This is a genomic window from Thermodesulfovibrio sp. 3907-1M, from assembly GCF_040450955.1.
GTDB classification, from domain to species: Bacteria; Nitrospirota; Thermodesulfovibrionia; order Thermodesulfovibrionales; family Thermodesulfovibrionaceae; genus Thermodesulfovibrio; species Thermodesulfovibrio autotrophicus.
On the sequence record NZ_CP144373.1, the window covers coordinates 795,498 to 815,163 of the forward strand.

At 35.0% G+C, this 19,666-nt stretch carries 22 protein-coding genes; 7 read left to right on the plus strand and 15 right to left on the minus strand.

Annotated elements, in window-relative coordinates; all coding sequences use genetic code 11:
• Window positions 1-124: 124 nt before the first annotated feature.
• From V4D30_RS04145 to V4D30_RS04175, 7 genes are all read left to right on the plus strand, one after another.
• Entirely contained in the window at window positions 125-1,705 is a 1,581-nt protein-coding gene (locus tag V4D30_RS04145; protein WP_353684987.1) for an ATP-binding protein, read from the plus strand.
• Complete coding sequence (locus V4D30_RS04150) at window positions 1,674-3,011, plus strand: sigma-54 dependent transcriptional regulator (protein WP_353684988.1); 1,338 nt, start codon at window positions 1,674-1,676, stop codon at window positions 3,009-3,011. Before V4D30_RS04145 ends, V4D30_RS04150 begins: the two co-directional genes overlap by 32 nt.
• Window positions 3,012-3,131: 120 nt before the next feature.
• The gene (locus V4D30_RS04155; protein WP_353684989.1) at window positions 3,132-3,596 is read left to right on the plus strand and encodes a hypothetical protein; all 465 of its coding nucleotides are present in this window, start codon (window positions 3,132-3,134) and stop codon (window positions 3,594-3,596) included.
• A gap of 14 nt (window positions 3,597-3,610) precedes the next feature.
• Window positions 3,611-4,525 (plus strand): sulfite exporter TauE/SafE family protein, encoded by a 915-nt coding sequence (locus V4D30_RS04160; RefSeq protein ID WP_353684990.1) that lies wholly within the window; start codon window positions 3,611-3,613, stop codon window positions 4,523-4,525.
• A gap of 1 nt (window position 4,526) precedes the next feature.
• Window positions 4,527-5,291 (plus strand): TIGR02186 family protein, encoded by a 765-nt coding sequence (locus V4D30_RS04165; RefSeq protein WP_353684991.1) that lies wholly within the window; start codon window positions 4,527-4,529, stop codon window positions 5,289-5,291.
• A gap of 17 nt (window positions 5,292-5,308) precedes the next feature.
• Window positions 5,309-6,166, plus strand: coding sequence for a universal stress protein (locus V4D30_RS04170; RefSeq protein ID WP_353684992.1), 858 nt, complete (start codon window positions 5,309-5,311; stop codon window positions 6,164-6,166).
• Window positions 6,163-6,579, plus strand: a complete 417-nt coding sequence (locus tag V4D30_RS04175; RefSeq protein WP_353684993.1) for a universal stress protein — start codon at window positions 6,163-6,165, stop codon at window positions 6,577-6,579. Before V4D30_RS04170 ends, V4D30_RS04175 begins: the two co-directional genes overlap by 4 nt.
• A gap of 8 nt (window positions 6,580-6,587) precedes the next feature.
• Here the strand turns inward: V4D30_RS04175 and V4D30_RS04180 are convergent, their stop codons facing one another.
• The 15 genes from V4D30_RS04180 to V4D30_RS04250 form a co-directional block, all read right to left on the minus strand.
• Window positions 6,588-7,964, minus strand: a complete 1,377-nt coding sequence (locus V4D30_RS04180) for an NADH-quinone oxidoreductase subunit N (RefSeq protein ID WP_353684994.1) — start codon at window positions 7,962-7,964, stop codon at window positions 6,588-6,590.
• Window positions 7,961-9,574: an NADH-quinone oxidoreductase subunit M gene (locus V4D30_RS04185; protein WP_353684995.1), complete on the minus strand. Its 1,614-nt coding sequence runs from the start codon at window positions 9,572-9,574 to the stop codon at window positions 7,961-7,963. The genes V4D30_RS04180 and V4D30_RS04185 overlap by 4 nt, the downstream gene beginning before the upstream one ends.
• 13 nt (window positions 9,575-9,587) lie before the next feature.
• Window positions 9,588-11,489 (minus strand): NADH-quinone oxidoreductase subunit L, encoded by a 1,902-nt coding sequence (gene nuoL / locus V4D30_RS04190; RefSeq protein ID WP_353684996.1) that lies wholly within the window; start codon window positions 11,487-11,489, stop codon window positions 9,588-9,590.
• Between the two features lies 1 nt (window position 11,490).
• Window positions 11,491-11,793, minus strand: a complete 303-nt coding sequence (nuoK, locus tag V4D30_RS04195; RefSeq protein ID WP_353684997.1) for an NADH-quinone oxidoreductase subunit NuoK — start codon at window positions 11,791-11,793, stop codon at window positions 11,491-11,493.
• Window positions 11,790-12,302 carry an NADH-quinone oxidoreductase subunit J gene (locus V4D30_RS04200; protein WP_353684998.1) on the minus strand — a complete coding sequence of 171 codons (513 nt, stop codon included), beginning with the start codon at window positions 12,300-12,302 and terminating at the stop codon, window positions 11,790-11,792. Before V4D30_RS04200 ends, nuoK begins: the two co-directional genes overlap by 4 nt.
• Entirely contained in the window at window positions 12,286-12,882 is a 597-nt protein-coding gene (locus tag V4D30_RS04205; protein WP_353684999.1) for an NADH-quinone oxidoreductase subunit I, read from the minus strand. The genes V4D30_RS04200 and V4D30_RS04205 overlap by 17 nt, the downstream gene beginning before the upstream one ends.
• 7 nt (window positions 12,883-12,889) lie before the next feature.
• Entirely contained in the window at window positions 12,890-13,891 is a 1,002-nt protein-coding gene (gene nuoH / locus V4D30_RS04210) for an NADH-quinone oxidoreductase subunit NuoH (protein WP_353685000.1), read from the minus strand.
• Window positions 13,891-15,084, minus strand: a complete 1,194-nt coding sequence (nuoD, locus tag V4D30_RS04215) for an NADH dehydrogenase (quinone) subunit D (RefSeq protein WP_353685001.1) — start codon at window positions 15,082-15,084, stop codon at window positions 13,891-13,893. Before nuoD ends, nuoH begins: the two co-directional genes overlap by 1 nt.
• The gene (locus V4D30_RS04220; RefSeq protein ID WP_353685002.1) at window positions 15,068-15,607 is read right to left on the minus strand and encodes an NADH-quinone oxidoreductase subunit C; all 540 of its coding nucleotides are present in this window, start codon (window positions 15,605-15,607) and stop codon (window positions 15,068-15,070) included. The genes nuoD and V4D30_RS04220 overlap by 17 nt, the downstream gene beginning before the upstream one ends.
• Window positions 15,576-16,175, minus strand: coding sequence for an NADH-quinone oxidoreductase subunit B family protein (locus tag V4D30_RS04225; RefSeq protein WP_353685003.1), 600 nt, complete (start codon window positions 16,173-16,175; stop codon window positions 15,576-15,578). Before V4D30_RS04225 ends, V4D30_RS04220 begins: the two co-directional genes overlap by 32 nt.
• Complete coding sequence (locus tag V4D30_RS04230; RefSeq protein ID WP_353685004.1) at window positions 16,172-16,549, minus strand: NADH-quinone oxidoreductase subunit A; 378 nt, start codon at window positions 16,547-16,549, stop codon at window positions 16,172-16,174. Before V4D30_RS04230 ends, V4D30_RS04225 begins: the two co-directional genes overlap by 4 nt.
• 98 nt (window positions 16,550-16,647) lie before the next feature.
• A complete protein-coding gene (locus tag V4D30_RS04235) occupies window positions 16,648-17,604 on the minus strand; it encodes a thiamine pyrophosphate-dependent enzyme (RefSeq protein ID WP_353685005.1) in 957 nt (318 codons plus the stop codon).
• A gap of 1 nt (window position 17,605) precedes the next feature.
• Window positions 17,606-18,787 carry a pyruvate ferredoxin oxidoreductase gene (porA, locus tag V4D30_RS04240; RefSeq protein ID WP_353685006.1) on the minus strand — a complete coding sequence of 394 codons (1,182 nt, stop codon included), beginning with the start codon at window positions 18,785-18,787 and terminating at the stop codon, window positions 17,606-17,608.
• The gene (locus V4D30_RS04245) at window positions 18,787-19,074 is read right to left on the minus strand and encodes a 4Fe-4S binding protein (protein ID WP_353685007.1); all 288 of its coding nucleotides are present in this window, start codon (window positions 19,072-19,074) and stop codon (window positions 18,787-18,789) included. The genes porA and V4D30_RS04245 overlap by 1 nt, the downstream gene beginning before the upstream one ends.
• A complete protein-coding gene (locus V4D30_RS04250) occupies window positions 19,071-19,643 on the minus strand; it encodes a 2-oxoacid:acceptor oxidoreductase family protein (protein ID WP_353685008.1) in 573 nt (190 codons plus the stop codon). Before V4D30_RS04250 ends, V4D30_RS04245 begins: the two co-directional genes overlap by 4 nt.
• Window positions 19,644-19,666: the final 23 nt, after the last annotated feature.

A 19,666-nucleotide genomic window follows, 5' to 3' on the forward strand; every position in this document is an offset into this window, starting at 1 on the left:
CCCCTCAGAATATCAGCATGTAAGCACTTACTAAGATAAAAGAAAAACAAGGATTTTGTCAATGATTTAAAATTTTATACAAACATCTTGTTTTAAGTTTAATGGTATTTATAAAATAAAACAGATGCAATTTACTATTAAAAAGAAAATTTTTATTGGATTGGGAATTAGCGTTTCAATTGTAATAATTTTAAGTATTTTTGAATTTTTAAATTTTTCCAGAATAATACAAGAAATTCAACAATTGGAAGTATCTGATGTAATAAAAAGTAAATCTTTGCAGATAAGAAGACATGAAAAAAACTTTTTTCTTTTCGGTTATAGAGAAGCTGATAAAGAAGTGAAAATACTATACAACTATCTTGATGAACTGGACGATATCGTAAACAAGAATCTTCCATACGACAACTCAGGATATTTACATAATCTTAAAAATTTAATTGCTCATTACAGGCAAAAGTTCAATGAATTATTAATTTTGATCAACCAGATTAAAAAAGAACTTGACAACAATAAGATATTTAAAAATAAAGAATTAATCCTTATAAACTCTGCACTGGTAGAAAATCCAAGTGCAGTAATAGATTTTCTAAAGCAATCCAGCACAGAAGACAATAAAAGGCTGATTGTTTTATTAAAAAAACTTGATAACAATATCCAGGAGCTCAGAAAAACGGGAGAAGAAATTGTAAATATATCAAGGAAAATTGATCAAAGTTCAAGGGACAATATTGAGACAGTAATGAAGCGATCATATGGAATGTTTTTTCTATTCCTTACATTATTTTTTTTAGGTGGTAATGGAATTTTCTGGATAGTGGGAAAAAATATCATAAAAAGATTAAATTTAGTAACTTCTGTGGTGGAAAAGGTTGGTGAGGGTAAATTTATTCAGATTTCTAATGGTTCTAACAAAGATGAAATTGATTTACTTATCAGAAAAATCAATGAAATGGAAAACAAGCTTATACAAAGAAAAATAGAACTTGAAGAGAAAAACAAACAACTTTTTCAATCAAAAAAACTTGCTGCAATTGGCACGCTTGCTACAGGAGTGGCTCATGAATTAAACAATCCTTTGAACAATATTTATATTTCAGTACAAATTTTGCAAAAAGAGTTAAAAGAACCTTCTCCATTTATTAATGAGATTTTAAATGATATATCCCATGAAACCGCACGAGTAAAAAGAATTATAGAAGATTTACTTGAATTTGCAAGAGGTAAAGAGCCAGTTTTTAAAAAGGTAAAAATAAAAGATGTTATTTCAAAAGCCTCTAATTCAATAATCAAACAGAGAAACTTTAAAAATATAGATTTAAAAGAGATTCCAGAAGAAATTGTAATCAATGCTGACCCGGATCAGCTGGAAAGGGTATTTTTTAATCTTTTTGATAATGCAATAGATGCAATGCATGAGGACGGACAGATAAAATTAAAATTTTTAGAGAAAAACGACTTTGTGGAAATCTCTGTATCAGATACAGGAATCGGAATTCCTGCCGATAAACTGGAAAAGATATTTGAACCTTTTTTTACTACAAAGAATAGAGGAACAGGGCTCGGTCTTGCAATAGTTTATAACATTATTCAAAAGCACAATGGTAAAATATTTGTAGAAAGTACAGAAGGCAAAGGAACAACCTTTAGAATTTTATTGCCGGGAACATCTTATGAATTTCAAAATTCTTGTAGCAGAAGATGAAGAAATCACATTAAAACATCTTGTATACGCTCTTAAGGCAGAAGGATATGAAGTAGAAGGAGTTACCAACGGACTTGAAGCTCTCAGAATGCTTGAAAAAGACAAATTTGATGTTCTCATAACAGATATTAAAATGCCTGAGATTGACGGGATTCAACTTCTTGAAATAGCCAAGAAAAAAGAGCCAGATATTGAAATTGTTATAATTACAGGTTTTGGAAGCATTGCCTCAGCAGTTGAAGCCATGAAAAAAGGAGCATATGATTATATTACAAAACCCTTTGATCTGGATGAATTAATTCTCAAAATTTCCAAGATTAAGGAAAAAAAAATTCTTGAAAGACAAAATGTAGCATTAAAAACATTTCTTGAAATAAACAAAAAAACCTCTTTCATTGGTAAAAGCGAAAGCATGAAAAATATTCTAAATATTATTGAACAGATAAAAAACTCAGATTGCAATGTTCTTCTCACAGGAGAAAGTGGAGTCGGTAAAAGTTTCATAGCAAAACTTATTCACTATACAAGTAAAAGAAAAGATATGCCTTTTTTATCCATCAACTGTGCTACTTTAACAGAAGAGTTACTCAGCAGCGAGCTTTTTGGTCATGAGAAAGGAGCATTCACAGGAGCAATAAAACAGAAACAGGGATTAATAGAGGTAGCTGACGGAGGCAGTCTTTTTCTGGATGAGATTGCTGAAATGAGCCCCAATCTCCAGGCAAAGCTTCTTAGAGTTATAGAAGAAGGAGAATTTTTCAGAGTTGGAGGCACAAAACCCATAAAGGTTAATGTAAGATTTATCGCAGCAACGAATCAGGATGTAAAAAAAGCCATACAGGAGAAAAGATTCCGTGAAGACCTTTATTATCGTCTTAATGTGATGGAAATCTATATACCACCTTTAAGAGAAAGAAAAGAAGACATTGAGCCGTTAAGCAAATTCTTTTTACAAAAACATCTACCAAAATACAACAAAAAAATCAAAGGATTTACAAAAGAAGCAATGGATATTCTGATACATTACAGTTTTCCAGGCAATGTAAGAGAACTTGAAAACATAATTGAAAGAGCCATAATACTTGAAAAAACTCAATACATTACCGTAGAAAGTCTCCCTCCTACTCTTTCACTGTTTAAAATAGAAACAATACAGCATGGTAATATAAAGACTATAGATGAATTAAATAAAGAATATGCAGAAAAAATTTTAGAAATTACAGGAGGAAATAAAACTAAAACTGCAGAACTTCTTGGCATCTCACGAACAAGTTTGTGGAGAATACTGAAATCGGATAATAAATAAATTGTTCATCATTGTTTCAAAATAAAACAGTATCTATAACTCCCTTCTTTTAAAAATTAAATAATATCAAAAAAATCCAAGTGGCACAATTTTTGTTTTTCTAAATATCCAGAAAATAAAATGAACAAAAAACATCTTTTGCTAACAGCATTGTGGGGAGAAAGACTGGATGAAATCTTTCAGTACACTAAAGAACTGGCAAAAATTATGAATAAGGACATAACTATGCTGTTAATCCATCCTAAAAAAAGAAAATTTGAAGATTTAATGACTGCAGTTACATTTGCAGAAGCGAGTGAATCAAATACTGCAGTGGAGTTGCTGCAAACGAACCAGAATGAAATAATTCAAAAGAATCTCAAAGACTTAAAAGAAAAATACAACCAGTCAGGAATTAAGGTTGATATAGTTTACACAGAAAATACAGTCTACAACGCAATTGATAACTTTTTAAGAAAAAACGAGCATATTGAAATGGTACTGCTGAGTCCAGAAATTACTGTAAATAGCGAACTATCAGCAAGAAAATTGAAAAATCTTATAAAACATGCTTGTTGTCCGATTGTAACAATGACAAAGAAATAAAAAGAGGAGGAGATATGTATATTTACTTACCTGTAGCATTAACGAGTATTAATGTATTTTTGCCTGTATGTCTCGGATTGGCTGTTGGATTACTTTCAGGATTGTTTGGTGTAGGAGGAGGCTGGCTTATGACACCTCTTTTGATGATGTTAGGAATTCAACCTGCCGTAGCAGCAGCAACTGACGCAGCTCAAATTGTAGGAGCATCCACTTCAGGAACATATGCTCACTGGAGGCTGGGGAATGTTGATTTTAAAATGGGATTTCATCTATTAATTGGAGGATTCCTTGGTGGATTAACAGGTGTAGAAATAATTAAAATTCTTAGGGTAATCGGAAATGTAAACTTTTTAATTAAGATTACTTATGTAATAATGCTTGGTGTAATAGGGACTTTCATGTTTATAGAAAGCCTTAGTAAACTCAAAAATAAAACCGTTGAAAAAAAAGATAAGAAAGAGTCAGGTATTACAAAATTTTTCAAATCTCTTCCCTTTCAAATTCATTATAAGAAATCAGGTGTTACCCATTCCATATTAGTAACCGCTACAGTTGGGTATATTGTGGGAATTCTTGCAGCAATAATGGGCGTTGGAGGAGGATTTTTAATGGTACCAGTGATGTTTTATCTCCTTAAAATGCCCATGAACATTGTTATAGGAACGAGTCTTTTTCAGATTTTTTTTACATGCGTTGAGGTAACATTTCTTCAAGCATACATAAATCATACAGTGGATATTTTACTTGCCATACTCCTTTTGATTGGTTCAAGCTTTGGAGCCCAGATCGGTGCAATTATAGGAAAGAAAATAAAGGGTGAACAATTAAGAATTCTGATGGCGATCCTTGTATTAATGGTTACAGTAAAAATAATTATTGAATTAATTACAGCACCATCAATTTTATTATCACCTGCAGGAGGGCATTAAAATGAAAAAATTAATGATTTTTTTTGCCTTAATTTTTTTAATTGTAATATCAAACAATGCATGGGCTAAAATTTCAGTGATTGCAAATCACGATCATATTACTATTGATTTGTTTTATCATGGTTCTACAGTAAGTGTGAAAGGGCAAGCTCAACCTGGCTCAGATATTGTTGTTAAAATAACATCTCCTGATGGATCGCAGGTGTTAAGAAAAAAAGGGAAAGTTCTTGATCTTGTATGGATGAGCGTGGAAAATCTTCAATTTGACAATGTTCCAAATCTTTATATATTAAGAAGCACGAAAGAATTAAAAGACATCTTGAAAGAACAGGAAGCAGTTAAAAATAAAATAGGTTACTCAGCACTTAAAAACTTTGCACAGATTACTCCAGTTTCAAATGAAAATGAAAAAGAAGAATTGTGGAATGAATTTATTAAATTCAAAGAAAAGTCAAAGTTATATAATGTGAAAGCGGATATTGCAAAAAGCGAGGAAAACGGACAGACTCATTATTATACTTTGATTCAGTGGCCCTATCAGGCTCCGCCTGGCATATACAATGTTACTGCTTATGAAATAAAAGATGGAAAAGTTATTGATACTGCTCAAACCCAGATTAATGTAGAAAAAGTTGGAATATTAAAAATGCTTTCAAATATGGCAAAAAATAACTCGCTGTTTTATGGAATTGTTTGTATATTAATTGCAATACTGGCTGGTTTTTCAGTAGGTGTACTGTTTAAGAAAGCTGGAAAAGCTCATTAATTTAAGGAGGCAAATTAATGTATAGCAATATTTTAGTAGCCTTTGATGGTTCAGATTTCAGCAAAGCTGCTTTGTTTGAAGCTATCAGATGGGTAAAAAATCATGGTGGTCACATAATAATGGTTCATGCAGTATATTTTGACGAAGAAGAATTCATTATAAGTCCTGAACAGAGGGAACAAAGATTAATGCTGGGTAAACAGGTTTGTTATCAGATGACACAGGAAGTTTCAGAGAAGTATAACATACAAGCAGAACTTATAATATGTGAAGGAGATGCTCCTGATGTAATTTTACAAGTAGCAGAAGACAAAAAAGCAGATTTAATAATTATGGGAACTTATGGTAAAAAAGGACTCAAGAAGCTTATCTTAGGTAGCACTACCTATAAAGTTATTGTTGAGTCCCCTGTAGATGTAATGGCGGTAAAAAAGACTTCTACATCTGATGAATTGAGTTATAGATCAATTCTTGTTGCCTTTGACGAATCTGAATACAGTAAAAAGGCTCTTCAAAGGGCGTGTGAACTTGCAAAAATAGAGAATGCTACAATTTCTGTAATTTATGTAATTCCAAAATACCAGGAAATGGTTGAGTTTTTCAGTACCGAATCTATAAAACATGCTTTAATGGATGAGGCAAAAAAAATTCTTTCAGAAGCTGAGCAAATTGCTTCAAAATTTAATGTTCCTGTAAAAAAGATTGTTCATGAAGGTTCTATATCGGAAAAAATCGTTCAAATAGCTAATTTAATGCTTTGCGATTTAATCATTATGGGAACATATGGATGGAAAGGTGTTGACAAGGCAATCATGGGTAGCAATGTAGAAAGAGTTATTATTAATTCATCTGTACCTGTAATAATTGTAAAATGAAAGGTTACAGAAAACTATTAATTGCAGTAAATGGTTCAAATGATGTTTTAAAATACGGAATAAAACTGGCAAAAGACGAAGGATGCTGGGTAACTATTTTAAAAATAATTCCACCATATGATGGAGATTTACATCTAACGGGAATTAAAAATGTTTCCGATGTAATAAACAGCAATGTAAAGATTTTTTTTAATGAAGTAAAAGATGTTGCTGAATCTGAAAGAGCTTTAGTGAAAATAAAAGTGCAAGAAGGTGATATTGAGGAAAAGATTCTGGAAGCTGCAGTTGAGGAAAATGTTGATTTAATAATTCTACAAGCAGAAAAAACCAATCCAATTAAAAAGTTTTTTGGTAAAGACCTGATAAGTAAAATTATAAATCAAGCACCCTGTCCTGTTCTTGTTGTGAGGTAATTTTCATTTTATATTAGAAACACTGGCAAAATTCCAAATAATATTATACCTGTTGCACAGATAACAATGGCTATCTCAAGGTCTTTTGAATAAATTGGCACAGGCGATTTCACAGGCTCTTTCATATACATATACATCACAATTCTCAGATAGTAATAAGCTGAAACAACTGTAAAAAGCACAGCAATCACTACAAGCCATGTAAATCCTCCTCTTACAGCCTGAAGAAGTATGTTGAATTTAACTATAAATCCAGCTGTTGGAGGCACTCCTGTAAGTGAAAACATAAAAATTAGCATTGCCAGGGCAAGGGCAGGATGAAATCTGTGAAGTCCTTTGTAGCTTTCAATATCCTCCTCGTTAAAAGCAATGACCATTGCAAAAGCTCCAATGTTCATGAAAGTATAAATCAATAGATAAACTACAACAGCATTAAATCCTGTCTGTGTTCCTACAATCAATCCAATTATAATGTATCCTGCATGAGCAATGCTGGAGTAAGCAAGCATTCTTTTTATGTTTCTCTGAACAAGGGCAAAAAGATTCCCCATTACCATTGTGGCGATAGAAAGGACTATAAGAAAACTGCTCCAGTCAATGTAGTAGTCTTTAAAAATTTCAATTAAAATTCTACCGAAAGCACCCAGTACAGCTACTTTTGGTAGAGTGGATATAAAAGCAGTTACTGGAGTTGGTGCACCCTCGTATACATCCGGTGCCCACATATGAAATGGAACAAGAGCTATTTTAAAACAAAGCCCGATTATGAAAAGTCCAAGACCTGTATAAGCCAGAACAACATGATTTGAAAGCGCTTTTATCAAAACTGAAAAATCTGTGGTATTTGTAGCACCATAAAGAGAAGCTATTCCAAAAAGCATAATTGCTGAAGATACTCCACCAAGCATGAAGTATTTAACTGCTGCTTCATTGGATCTCTTATCGTATCTTCTTATCCCTACTAAAACATATATACTCAGTGACATTAACTCAAAAGAAACAAAAAAGCTTATCAACTCTCTTGCAGATACAAGAAGCATCATACCAAGAGCAGAAAAGAGAATAAGGGCTATGCTTTCATTAAGCAGAATTAATTTTTCTTTTAAATAGGAATTAAAAACAAGAAGGGAGAGAACTGTTCCGATAATTATTATTAACTTTAAATAAACTGCCAGAAAATCATTCAAAAACATCTCCCCAAATGCCTTACCTTCAAAGCCCGGGACAATCAAAACAAGAATAAGTAAAAATATTACAGAGCTCCACACTAAAATTTCATTTCTAATCTTTAACAAACCAGTAAGTAAAATCACCGATGCAAAAGCTGTAAGAACTATTTCAGGTAGCAGAGCAGTAAAATTCAAAGAAATCTGCGGTATATTCATCTCATAGCCCCCTGAGTCATCACATGATTAATTAGCTCTTTAACTGATTGATCTATAAAACTTAAAAAAGCATTTGGATAAAATCCTATCCAGAGCACTGCTACCAGAAGTGGAAAAAGAGTGAACATCTCTCTTGCGTTTAAATCTCCATAACCCTGTATGTGATGAAGAAACTCTGGATTGGTTTTTTCAAAAAAAACTCTTTGATACAGCCACAACATATAGGCTGCACCTATGATTAATGCAGTAGCTGCAAGAACGCACATTAATTTCCATGCTTTGAATGCTCCAAGAAGTATTAGAAACTCACCAATAAATCCATTTGTTCCAGGAAGTCCAATAGATGCGAGGGTAAAAGCCATAAAAAATGCCGAATAAGCAGGCATCACAGTGGCAACCCCTCCATAGTAAGCTATCTGACGGGTATGGGTTCTCTGATAGACAATTCCAACACATAAAAACAAAGCTCCTGTAACAATTCCGTGATTGATCATCTGAAGAATTCCTCCCTGAATACCCTGCTGATTAAGGGTAAAAATTCCAAGTGTTACAAATCCCATATGACTTACAGAACTATAGGCAATAAGACGCTTAAGGTCTTTCTGGACGAGACATATCAGTGCACCATAAATAATTGCAATAACTGAAAGAATCATCATAAAAGGCTTCATCGCCAATGTAGCTTCTGGAAAGATTGGAAGATTAAATCTCAAGAATCCGTATGCTCCCATTTTGATCAGGATTCCTGCAAGAATAACGCTTCCTGCAGTTGGTGCCTCAGTATGAGCATCAGGAAGCCATGTGTGCACAGGCCACATGGGAACTTTGACTGCAAAGGCAGCAAAGAATGCCCAGAATAACCAGAGTTGCATTTTGTAAGGATAGGATGTTTTCATAAGCGTAAGAATATCTGATGTTCCTGTATGCAAATAAAGAACCATAATTCCAACGAGCATGAGAACACTGCCAACAAAGGTATACAAAAAAAACTTTATGGCTGAGTAAATTCTTCTTGGTCCACCCCATACTCCAATGATTAAATACATGGGAATGAGCATTGCTTCCCAGAAGATGTAAAAAAGAAAAATGTCAAGGCTCATGAAAACACCAATCATAGCAGAGTGAGTAAGTAACACTGCAGAATAAAACTCCTTTATTTTTTTATCAATCTCTCTCCAAGAAACTGTTACACAGAGGATTGTAAGGAGACTGCTGAGTAAAATAAACAACACACTTATTCCATCTACGCCAAGAGAAAACTTAATTCCCCACTGCGGAATCCATAAATATTCTTCCCTAAACTGCATCTCATAAGTGGCTTTGTTAAAGGAAATGTATAAAGGAATGCTGAGGACAAACTCAATAATTGATATAGCAAGAGCCGAAAATTTGATTAATTCCTCTTTTTGTCTTGGAAGCACTGCTATAAAGGCAGCACCAGTAATTGGGAAGAAAATAAGAGTTGAAAGAACTGGAAAATGTAAATTATTTACTGCAGCTCCAAACATTAAAATAGCTCCACCAAAAAGTCCAATAAGCAAAAGTGAAATTAAGAGATGTTTTCTGAGCTCTGTGTTAATATCATTTTTAATTACTGCGTCTTCATGCATATTTCAACTCCCTTCAAAATTTTCCAAAACAGAAAACTATCAGAGCAAAAACAATTAATCCTGCAATCATAAATATGGCATACTGTTGAAGTTGTCCTGTTTGAATAGGTCTTATGTAAGAGCCAGCTTTATAAATTAAATTGGGAAGACTATTTACAATTCCTTCTATTATCTTTATGTCTGTAAATTTTTCAATTATTTTATCAGCAATCCATAAAGTTGGTCTTACAAAAATGAAGTTATAAATTTCATCAACATAGTATTTATTCCACAGAATTCTATATACTCCTTTGAAAGACTCTGTCAGCTTTTCCGGGACATCAGGCTTTAAAATATACATGTACCAGGCGATGAATATTCCCGATAAACCTGCAATAATTGAGACTGCCATTACAAATTTTTCATATCCATGAGGCACTGCAATCCCTGGCTCGCTAACCAGAGGTTCAAGAAAGTGAGGAACTGAAAAGTATCCAACAAAAATTGAACCAACTGCAAGAACTACCAGAGGAACAGTCATTATTGGAGGTGATTCATGGACATGCCTGAATTCATCATCAGAACCCCTGAACTTCCCATGAAAGGCAACAAAAACAATTCTGAATGTATAAAATGAAGTCAATGCAGCAGTGATTGTTAAAAGAATCCAGACAAATTTTCCATACGGCTTAGCATAGGCAAAGGCATACCACAGAATCTCATCTTTACTAAAAAATCCAGAAAGTCCCGGAATTCCTGAAATAGTTAAAGCTGCTATTAAAAATGTAATGTATGTAATTGGCATCTTATTTCTTAATCCGCCCATCTTATATATGTCAAGTTCACCAGCCATTGCATGCATTACACTTCCTGCACCAAGAAACAGCAGAGCTTTAAAAAAAGCATGGGTATAAAGATGAAATATACCAGCACCATACGCAGCAACTCCACAGGCAGCAAACATGTATCCAATCTGGCTAATTGTTGAATAAGCAATGATTCGCTTCATATCCCTCTGAACAACTCCTATTGTGGCTGAAAAAAATGCTGTTACAGCACCTGTGATTGCTACAACTGTCAGGGCAGTCTCTGAAAGACTGTATAGAGGACTTAGCCTTGTTACCATAAATACTCCAGCAGTAACCATTGTGGCAGCATGAATAAGAGCACTTACTGGTGTTGGACCTTCCATGGCATCGGGAAGCCATACATACAGTGGAATCTGAGCTGATTTTCCAACAGCACCGCAGAAAAGAAGAAGGGCAATTAAAGTTATAAGGTCAACATTCCAGCCAAGCAGGTTTACAGTCTGTCCCTGAAGCCCCGGGATTTTAGGAAATATATCTGTGTAATTTAAAGCATGTACATTAATAAAAAGAAGAAATATACCGAGAGCAAAACCAAAATCCCCAACTCTGTTTACAATAAATGCTTTTTTGCCTGCATCAGAGGCGGATTTTTTCTGATACCAGAAACCGATTAAAAAGTATGAACATAGTCCAACAGCTTCCCATCCAAAATAAAGCATAACAAGATTGTTTCCCATTACAAGCATAAGCATTGAAAACACAAAGAGATTGAGATAGGCAAAATATCTTGCGTATCCCGGATCTCCGTGCATGTATCCAACAGAATAAATGTGAATTAGCCAGCCAACAAAGCATACTACAAAAAGCATTACAGCAGTAAGCTGGTCTATCAGATATCCAAAACTTATTTTTAAATCATCAGATAAAATCCATGTATAAACATTGTATTCAATTGCTTTCCCCTGATAAACCTCTGCTATTGCAAAAAGTGAAACAATTAAAGAGCCAAGTATGCAGAGAGTTCCTACCCAGCTTACCCATCTGGTACTGACAAATCTTCCAAAAAGAATGTTAAAAAGAAAGCCTGAGAGAGGAAGTAAAAGAATCAAAATATAGTATTCTTTCATCTTAGTCCCTCAATTTATTAATCTCATCAGAGTGATTTATTCCTGTATTTCTGACAAGAGCAAGAACAATGGCAAGACCAACAACAGCTTCACATGCAGCAATAGCTATTGAAAATAAAACAAAAATCTGACCCTGGAGATTAGCATTGTAAAAGCTAAAAGAAGCAAAAGCAATATTTACGGCATTAAACATAATTTCAAGACACATGAGCATTACAATCAGGTCTCTCCTTATGATAAAACCTATTAAACCTATACTGAAAACTGTAGCACTCAGGATTAAATACCAGCTAAGAGGCGTCATCTGCCCTCCCTGTCAACAGGAGTCTTTTTGGCAATAATAATTCCACCTATAAGTGCAACGAGTAAAACTAAAGAAAGTATCTCAAATGGCAAAAGATAATAAGAAAATAGAAGCTTACCAAGTGAAGTCGTATCAGACTTAATTAAAACATTTTCCCCGGATTTTACATGGTTTAGAAAAATATAAAGACTCACAAAAAATATGATACCTGTAGCCAGTCCAGCAGTAGAAAATTTTACAAATCTTTTATGTCTCAGCTCTTCCTTGATATTCATTACCATTATAGCAAAAACAAACAAAGCCAGAACTCCTCCTACGTAAACAATAATCTGAATAACCATTAAAAACTCAGCATTTAAGAAAAGAAATACTGCTGCCACATGAAGAAGAAAAATCAATAAATAAAAAGCACCGTGAATGATATTTCTGGAGGCAATTACAGCGACACTTAAAATACAAAGGCTTACAAAAAAATATATGAAAAAAGCATGCTCAACTGCTGGATTCATCCGATTCCTCCTTTTTTATCTCAACAAACCTTTTAATTGGAATAGGTTTTTGTTCTCTCTTTGTCTTGGGCCACCTTGATGGGTCTATTCCTGGAGGTTGCCAAAACTTATTGAAATAAACATCATAGGGCCACTTACTTGCAAATTCATCCCAGTTTTTAAGGAGCTGTTCTTTGTTAAAAATCAGATTTTTTCTCATATAGTCAGAATATTCAAAATCCTCTGTCAGCACCAAAGCACATACTGGACAGGCTTCCACGCAATAGGCACAGAATATACATCTTGAGGCATCAATAACATAGTCTGTTACAATCATTTTATTTTCTGTTTTTTCTCTTTTAATGTAAATACATCTTGACGGACATACACTGGTACATCTCATGCATCCAATACATTTTTCATTTCCTGTAAAAGGGTCTCTTACAAGAGCGTGTCTGCCTCTAAATCCGGGATAAATTTTTCTTCTTTGAAGAGGATACTGAATTGTTACAGGTTTACTGAAAAGCATCCTCAATGTAAGAAAAAGTCCTTTAAATATTTCAATCAGAAAAATCTTATTTATAATTTCTCTCAGTTTCATAGGCATCTCACAAATAATACTTGAAAATTGAAGTCACCAAAATGTTAAATAAAGCCAGGGGAATTAAAACCTTCCATCCAATTGCCATTAGCTGGTCATATCTGTATCTTGGCAAAGTACCTCTCAGCCAGAAAAACAGAAATATGTGAAAGTAAACCTTCAAAAGAAACCACACAATGCCTGGAATCAATCCAAGAGCTGGTAAAGCTTTTAATAAAACTGGTGGTATTGTCCATCCTCCCCAGAAGCATATTGTGGCAAGAGCAGACATACAAAACATTGCAAGGTATTCAGCAAGATAAAACAGGGAAAATCTTATTCCAGAGTATTCAACAAAATATCCTGCGACAAGTTCTGTTTCTGCTTCTGGTAGATCAAAGGGAAGTCTATTAGTTTCTGCAAGCATAGCAACAACAAAAACAAAGTATCCAATAATCTGCGGAAATAAAAACATCCCATACCAGTATTCACCTTGTTTATTAACTATTTCAGTTAAATTAAAGGACTCTGCCATTAAAATAACACCAACAAGACTTAAACCAAGAGCAACTTCATAGCTTATCATCTGCGCTGCTGAACGAAGACTGCCTAAGAAAGCATACTTTGAGTTTGATGACCATCCTGAAAAAATTATTCCATAAGTTCCAATTCCTGCAATACCAATCACATAGAGTAAACCCACATTTATATCTGAAATAACCCAGTTTTTATTCACAGGAATTACAGCAAAGGTGCTCAAAGCTGCAGTGAGACTTATGAGAGGCGCTATTCTGAAAATCGCTTTATCTACTTTTGTCGGAATGATATCTTCCTTAAATATAAGCTTAACAACATCTGCAATTGGCTGGAGTAATCCATGGGGACCAACAAGCATGGGACCAAGCCTCAGTTGAATATGTCCTATCACCTTTCTTTCAGCATATGTAGCATATGCAACATGAAGCATAAGAATTCCAAAATAAATTAATGTCTTGAAAGTCGTTATTAAAATAATATAAACGGTTTCCATTATCTATCACACTCTCCCAAAACTATGTCTATTGAGCCTATGTTCGCTATAACATCTGCTACTAAAGAGCCTTCACATAATTTTGGCAACACTCCTGCATGAACAAAAGAAGGTGCACGAACTCTCATTCTGTAAGGCTTTGAAGAGCTATCACAAACAATGTAAAATCCAAGCTCTCCACGGGGAGCCTCTACTGAGGCATAAACTTCTGTAAATTTTTGAATAAACTCCTGAATTTGTTTATCTTCAGTGTATATCTCAAAAATAATATCTTTTTTATCAATCTTAAGAGGAGATTCAGGCATCCTTATTCTTAAAGCATTCTCAGCAAGAATAGGACCTTCTGGAAGTTTTTCAATGCACTGTTTTATGATCTTTGCTGATTGTCTGAACTCAAGCATTCTACAACGATACCTGTCATAGATATCACCATTTTTACCAACTGGAACTTCAAACTCCACTTTATCATAAGCATCGTATGGGAAAAATTTTCTCACATCATAGTAAACACCAGAACCTCTCAGTGTGGGACCTGTAAGTCCCCAGTTTATAGCTTCTTCTGCAGTAATTACTCCAACTCCCTTTGTTCTTTTTAACCACACTCTATTACGGTCAATTAATGTCTCATACTCTTCAACTTTTCCTGGAAATTCCTCTGTAAATTTGTAAAGTTTATCAAGAAATTCATTATCCACATCACATCTGACACCGCCAACTCTTGGATAACTTACAGTTAGTCTTGCACCTGTTACCATTTCAAATAGTTCAAGAAGTGATTCTCTGTCTCGCATTGCATATAAAAATACTGTCATTGCTCCAATGTCAAGTGCATGTGTTGCAATCCAGACAAGGTGGCTGCATATTCTTGCCATCTCAGACATCATTGTTCTTATAAACTTTGCTCTTTCTGGAACATTAATACCAACAAGTTTTTCAACGGCAATACAAAAACCCACATTGTTTACCATACTTGAAAGATAATCCAGCCTATCAGTAAGTGGAAGAGACTGAACATATGTTAAATCCTCAGAGAGTTTTTCAACTCCTCTATGTAAGTAACCAATATAGGGAGTACATTTTCTAATCACCTCTCCTTCAAGTTCAAGAATAAGCCGCAAAACTCCATGAGTTGCTGGGTGCTGAGGTCCCATATTTACCACAAGTTCTTTTACTGTTTTAACTCTGTTCTGCATTTTCCTTCCAAGCCTTTGCAGCTTCTTTTAATTCTTTATATGCTTCCCATTCTTTATCTCCCAAGTCACTTCTTACAGGATAATCCTTTCTTAAAGGAAATCCATTCCAGTCCTCAGGCATAAGAATTCTCCTGAGGTCTGGATGTCCTATAAATTGTATACCAAACATATCAAAACATTCTCTTTCAAACCAGTTTGCAGTTGCCCAGATATCAGTAACAGAATCTATACAACATCCTTGCTCTGGCACCTGTGCCTTTATTCTTATTCTATGTCTGTGTTTAATTGACTGTAGATGATAAACCACATCAAAACGAGGCTCTCTAAAACCAAGATAATCAACTGCTGTAATGTCTATAAGATAGTCAAAATCCAATCCAGGAGTATTTTTTAAATAACCAAGAATTTCTTTTATTTTTTCTTTTTTTACTGTAATTGAACATTCATCTCTAAAACATACAAACCACAAAATTTCTTCAGGAAATCGTTCTTTAATCTTTTTTACTATCTCTGCATGATTCATAACTGCACCTTCTCTGGGATTTATCAATTAAACAAACTCCTGAAATGCAACCTCTTTTTTTATGGGGTTCATTTTTTATTTTTTCCTGTAATTTTAATAATCCATCAATTAATGCCTCTGGTCTTGGTGGACAGCCTGGAATATAAACATCAACTGGTAGAATTTCATCAACCCCCTGAACAGTGCTGTAGGTATTGAAAATTCCACCGCTACAGGCACAGCTTCCCATTGCAATAACATATCTTGGCTCCGGCATCTGATGATATAGATTAACTATTACAGGTGCCATCTTTTTAGTAACTGTTCCTGCTACAATCATAACATCAGCCTGCCTCGGAGTAGCCCTGAAAATTACACCAAACCTATCAAGGTCATAATGGGAAGCACCCGTAGCCATCATTTCAATTGCACAACAGGCAAGTCCGAATGTAAGAGGCCATAGAGAAGAACGCCTTCCCCAGCTTGCTATTTTATCAAGGGTCGTGATGATTGTATTAGCTGCTGGAATAACTTTAATGCCTTCCTCTACCTCTACAGGCTCTGTTGTTGTGTCAATAACATGAATCATTCTTTACTCCAGTTAAAAACTCTTTTGCCAATTGCATAAAAATAACCGATTAAAAGAATAAAAATAAAAAGATACATCTCTATTAAAGCGTAAAAACCAATCTTTTTATAAACTACTGCCCAGGGATAAAGAAAAACAGCTTCTACATCAAAAATAACAAAAATCAGCGCAACAATGTAAAATTTAACATTAAATCTTTCCCATGTATCTTCCATGGAAGGAATTCCGCATTCATAGGGAGTAAGTTTCAGGGTATAAGCTCTTTTTGGACGAAGTAAACTGCTAATTAAAAGCATGGAAAGTCCAATAACAATTGAAATAATTATCACTATAAGAACAGGTAAATATCTTTGCGTTAAAGCATTCAAGTCCATTTATTTACTATCCTTCAAAAATGATAGCGAATATTATAACAAAAAATGATGAAAAAAGGAATGGCTCTCTGCCAGTTTTTACAGAGAGCCAGTAAGTTTTATTGACTTTCTTCTTTTGAAGCAAACATCTCCTCTTCTTTTAAAAGTCTTTCCCAGTTTTTATCAATCATTTCCTGAATCTCAGCAATGAGCTTTTCCTTACCAGGTTCGAAAAGATGTTTAAACCTTCCCTGTGCTTTAAGGAATTCAACAACTGGTTTTTTCTCTCTTGGTTTAAAAGTAACTTTTGTAACTCCATTTTCAACTTCATAAAGTGGCCAGAAACATGTTTCAACAGCAAGTCTACTTATAAGTATTGCATCATCAGTTCTGGTTCTCCATCCACGATTACATGGGGTAAAAACATTTATAAATTTTGGTCCTTCAATTTCAAGAGCTTTTCTAACCTTTTTCATTAAGTCTGGCCAGTGACTTGGAGATGCCTGGGCAACGTAAGGAATTCCATGAGCTGCCATAATTTTTGTGAGGTCTTTTCTTTGTTGAGGTTTACCTGGTATTACAGCTCCTGCAGGACATGTGGTTGTATCAGCATATGTTGGAGTCGCACCAGAGCGCTGTATTCCTGTATTCATGTATGCTTCGTTGTCATAACATACATAAAGCATGTCATGCCATCGTTCCATAGCACCAGAAAGGCTCTGAAAACCTATGTCATATGTTCCACCATCACCTGAAATTGCTATAAATTTTATATCTTTATCAATCTTGCCCTGTTTTTTAAGTGCTCTATACATTGTTTCAACACCAGAGAGAGTGGCTGCAGCATTCTCAAAGGCATTGTGTATCCATGGCACCTTCCATGCAGTATATGTTGATATACATGATGAAACTTCAAGGCATCCAGTAGCAGATGCTACAACAACAGGCCAGTCACAGGCAGCAAGAAGTATCATTTTAACCACTGTTGGAGCTGCACATCCTGCACAAAGACGATGTCCTGATGTAAATCTTAACTCTTTTTTTGATAGCTCTTTTAAGTTTAATGGTGTTGCCATTTTACTCCCTCACTCCAATGTATTCTTTTAAAACCTTTACTTTTCCAGTCTTTGCAATCTCAATAAGTTCATCAATTACGCCTTGAGCATGCTCTGGCATGTAGTCTCTTCCACCAAGTCCGTATATTCTGTTAATTAAAACTGGTTTTTCCTTGAAATTACACAGACTTGCAGCAATATCAAGATAAAGGGGTCCAAATGAACCTCCAAAAGCATCTGCTCTATCAAGAACACAAACTGCTTTTAAGTTTTTAAGAGCATTTCCAACCTCTTCATAGGGGAACGGTCTGAAAAGCCTTGGCTTAAGAAGTCCAACCTTTATACCCCGCTCTCTATATTCATCTATCACATCCTTTGTTGTTCCAGCTGCAGAGTTTAAAATTACAATTCCTATCTCAGCATCATCAAGTCTGTAGGATTCAAAAAGTCCATAGCTTCTTCCTGATATTTTTTTAAACTCCTTTGCCACATCAACTACCACCTTAGGAACTTTTTTATATACTTCAGAATGGGCTTTTCTTACTTCATGATACAGATCAGTAAGAATCAATGGACCGTAGCTTTTTGGATTGTCCACATCTAAAAGTGGATAAAGAGGCTTGTATTCGCCAACAAACTTTTTAACTACTTCATCATCAAGATACTCAATCCTCTCTATTGAATGGCTAATTATAAAGCCATCATAGCAAACCATTACAGGAAGCCTTATATCCATGTGCTCAGCAATTCTGAATGCCTGAATTGTGTTGTCATAGGCTTCCTGAGCATTCTCACTCCAAAGTTGAATCCAGCCACTATCCCTTGCACCCATTGCATCAGAATGGTCACAGTGAATGTTTATTGGTGCAGAAAGAGCCCTGTTTACGACAGGCATTACAATGGGAAGTCTTAATCCTGATGCAATAAACAAAATCTCCCACATTAAAGCAAGTCCTTGAGAGGATGTAGCAGTTGCCACTCTTCCACCTGCAGCTGCAGCACCAACACATGCACTCATAGCAGAATGTTCACTTTCTACAAGAATCATCTCTGTCTTTACCTGTCCATTTGATACAAAAGCAGCAAATCTCTGCATTAGCTCTGTCTGAGGTGTTATTGGATAGGCTGCGCAAACATCTGGCTCTATCTGACGAAAAGCATTTGCTACTGCTTCATTTCCTGTTACTGCCACAACCTTTGTCATTATTTCACCTCCTCTTCCATTACAATTGCTTTGTTGCCTTTTTTACCCGGGCATTCCATAGCGCAGATTCCACAGCCTTTACAGTAATCAAAGTCAAAATCCTGTCTCTTTCCATCCTTAACTTTGACTGCATTATCCGGGCAGTAAAGCCAGCAAAGAAGGCATTGAATGCAATTTTCCTCTATCCATCTTGGTTTGAAAGCTCTCCATGAGCCAGTTTTAAACTTAAGAGCACTTCCTGCTTCAAGCAGAACCATTCCTGGTGGTATATCCTTCCATCCTATCATCCTTCTTTCACCTCCTCGTAACCTCTTTTAACTGCAAGAAGGTTACCGTCTATTATTTTTTGAGAAAATTTCTTACCAAAACTTTTTCTTACATCTTCAAGCAGTGTGCCAAGATCAACAAGTCCTGTCACTCTGTTTAATGCTCCTACCATCGGAGAATTAGGCATGGGTCTTCCAAAGCACTCAATGGCAATTTTTGTAGCATCTACGGTGTAAACTTTTTGAGTGGGTTTGAGATTCAGCTTTTTTCTTAATTCAGCAGGCTCTTTGGAAGTATTAATTATAAACTTAGCATCCTCTTTTGCTCCCTCAGTAACATCAATGCTTTCTATTAGTGTAGGATCAACGACTACAACGACATCAGGATTTGAAACAGGACAATGCATTCTCAGTTCTTTTGAGCTTATTCTATTGTATGCTCTCAGTGGTGCACCAGCTCTTTCTGGTCCATATTCAGGAAAAGCCTGAACATATCTGCCTCCACTTAGGCAGGCATCTGCAAATACCTTTGCAGCAGTTACAGTTCCCTGCCCTCCCCTTCCATGCCATCTAATTTCTACCCTTTCCATAAACCACCTCTTAAAAAATTTTT

Excerpts from the sequence above, each read along its gene's own strand:
- V4D30_RS04175 (WP_353684993.1), top strand. The coding sequence starts at position 6,163 with ATGAAAGGTTACAGAAAACTATTAATTGCAGTAAATGGTTCAAATGAT.
- V4D30_RS04205 (WP_353684999.1), bottom strand. The coding sequence starts at position 12,882 with ATGAAACTGAGAGAAATTATAAATAAGATTTTTCTGATTGAAATATTT.
- V4D30_RS04200 (WP_353684998.1), bottom strand. The coding sequence starts at position 12,302 with ATGAATCCAGCAGTTGAGCATGCTTTTTTCATATATTTTTTTGTAAGC.
- V4D30_RS04160 (WP_353684990.1), top strand. The coding sequence starts at position 3,611 with ATGTATATTTACTTACCTGTAGCATTAACGAGTATTAATGTATTTTTG.
- porA (WP_353685006.1), bottom strand. The coding sequence starts at position 18,787 with ATGACAAAGGTTGTGGCAGTAACAGGAAATGAAGCAGTAGCAAATGCT.
- nuoD (WP_353685001.1), bottom strand. The coding sequence starts at position 15,084 with ATGCAGAACAGAGTTAAAACAGTAAAAGAACTTGTGGTAAATATGGGA.
- nuoL (WP_353684996.1), bottom strand. The coding sequence starts at position 11,489 with ATGAAAGAATACTATATTTTGATTCTTTTACTTCCTCTCTCAGGCTTT.
- V4D30_RS04250 (WP_353685008.1), bottom strand. The coding sequence starts at position 19,643 with ATGGAAAGGGTAGAAATTAGATGGCATGGAAGGGGAGGGCAGGGAACT.
- V4D30_RS04170 (WP_353684992.1), top strand. The coding sequence starts at position 5,309 with ATGTATAGCAATATTTTAGTAGCCTTTGATGGTTCAGATTTCAGCAAA.
- V4D30_RS04235 (WP_353685005.1), bottom strand. The coding sequence starts at position 17,604 with ATGGCAACACCATTAAACTTAAAAGAGCTATCAAAAAAAGAGTTAAGA.
- V4D30_RS04150 (WP_353684988.1), top strand. The coding sequence starts at position 1,674 with ATGAATTTCAAAATTCTTGTAGCAGAAGATGAAGAAATCACATTAAAA.
- nuoK (WP_353684997.1), bottom strand. The coding sequence starts at position 11,793 with ATGACGCCTCTTAGCTGGTATTTAATCCTGAGTGCTACAGTTTTCAGT.
- V4D30_RS04145 (WP_353684987.1), top strand. The coding sequence starts at position 125 with ATGCAATTTACTATTAAAAAGAAAATTTTTATTGGATTGGGAATTAGC.
- V4D30_RS04180 (WP_353684994.1), bottom strand. The coding sequence starts at position 7,964 with ATGAATATACCGCAGATTTCTTTGAATTTTACTGCTCTGCTACCTGAA.
- V4D30_RS04245 (WP_353685007.1), bottom strand. The coding sequence starts at position 19,074 with ATGATAGGATGGAAGGATATACCACCAGGAATGGTTCTGCTTGAAGCA.
- V4D30_RS04165 (WP_353684991.1), top strand. The coding sequence starts at position 4,527 with ATGAAAAAATTAATGATTTTTTTTGCCTTAATTTTTTTAATTGTAATA.
- V4D30_RS04225 (WP_353685003.1), bottom strand. The coding sequence starts at position 16,175 with ATGATTCATGTTATTGACACAACAACAGAGCCTGTAGAGGTAGAGGAA.
- V4D30_RS04230 (WP_353685004.1), bottom strand. The coding sequence starts at position 16,549 with ATGGACTTGAATGCTTTAACGCAAAGATATTTACCTGTTCTTATAGTG.
- nuoH (WP_353685000.1), bottom strand. The coding sequence starts at position 13,891 with ATGGAAACCGTTTATATTATTTTAATAACGACTTTCAAGACATTAATT.
- V4D30_RS04155 (WP_353684989.1), top strand. The coding sequence starts at position 3,132 with ATGAACAAAAAACATCTTTTGCTAACAGCATTGTGGGGAGAAAGACTG.
- V4D30_RS04220 (WP_353685002.1), bottom strand. The coding sequence starts at position 15,607 with ATGAATCATGCAGAGATAGTAAAAAAGATTAAAGAACGATTTCCTGAA.
- V4D30_RS04185 (WP_353684995.1), bottom strand. The coding sequence starts at position 9,574 with ATGCATGAAGACGCAGTAATTAAAAATGATATTAACACAGAGCTCAGA.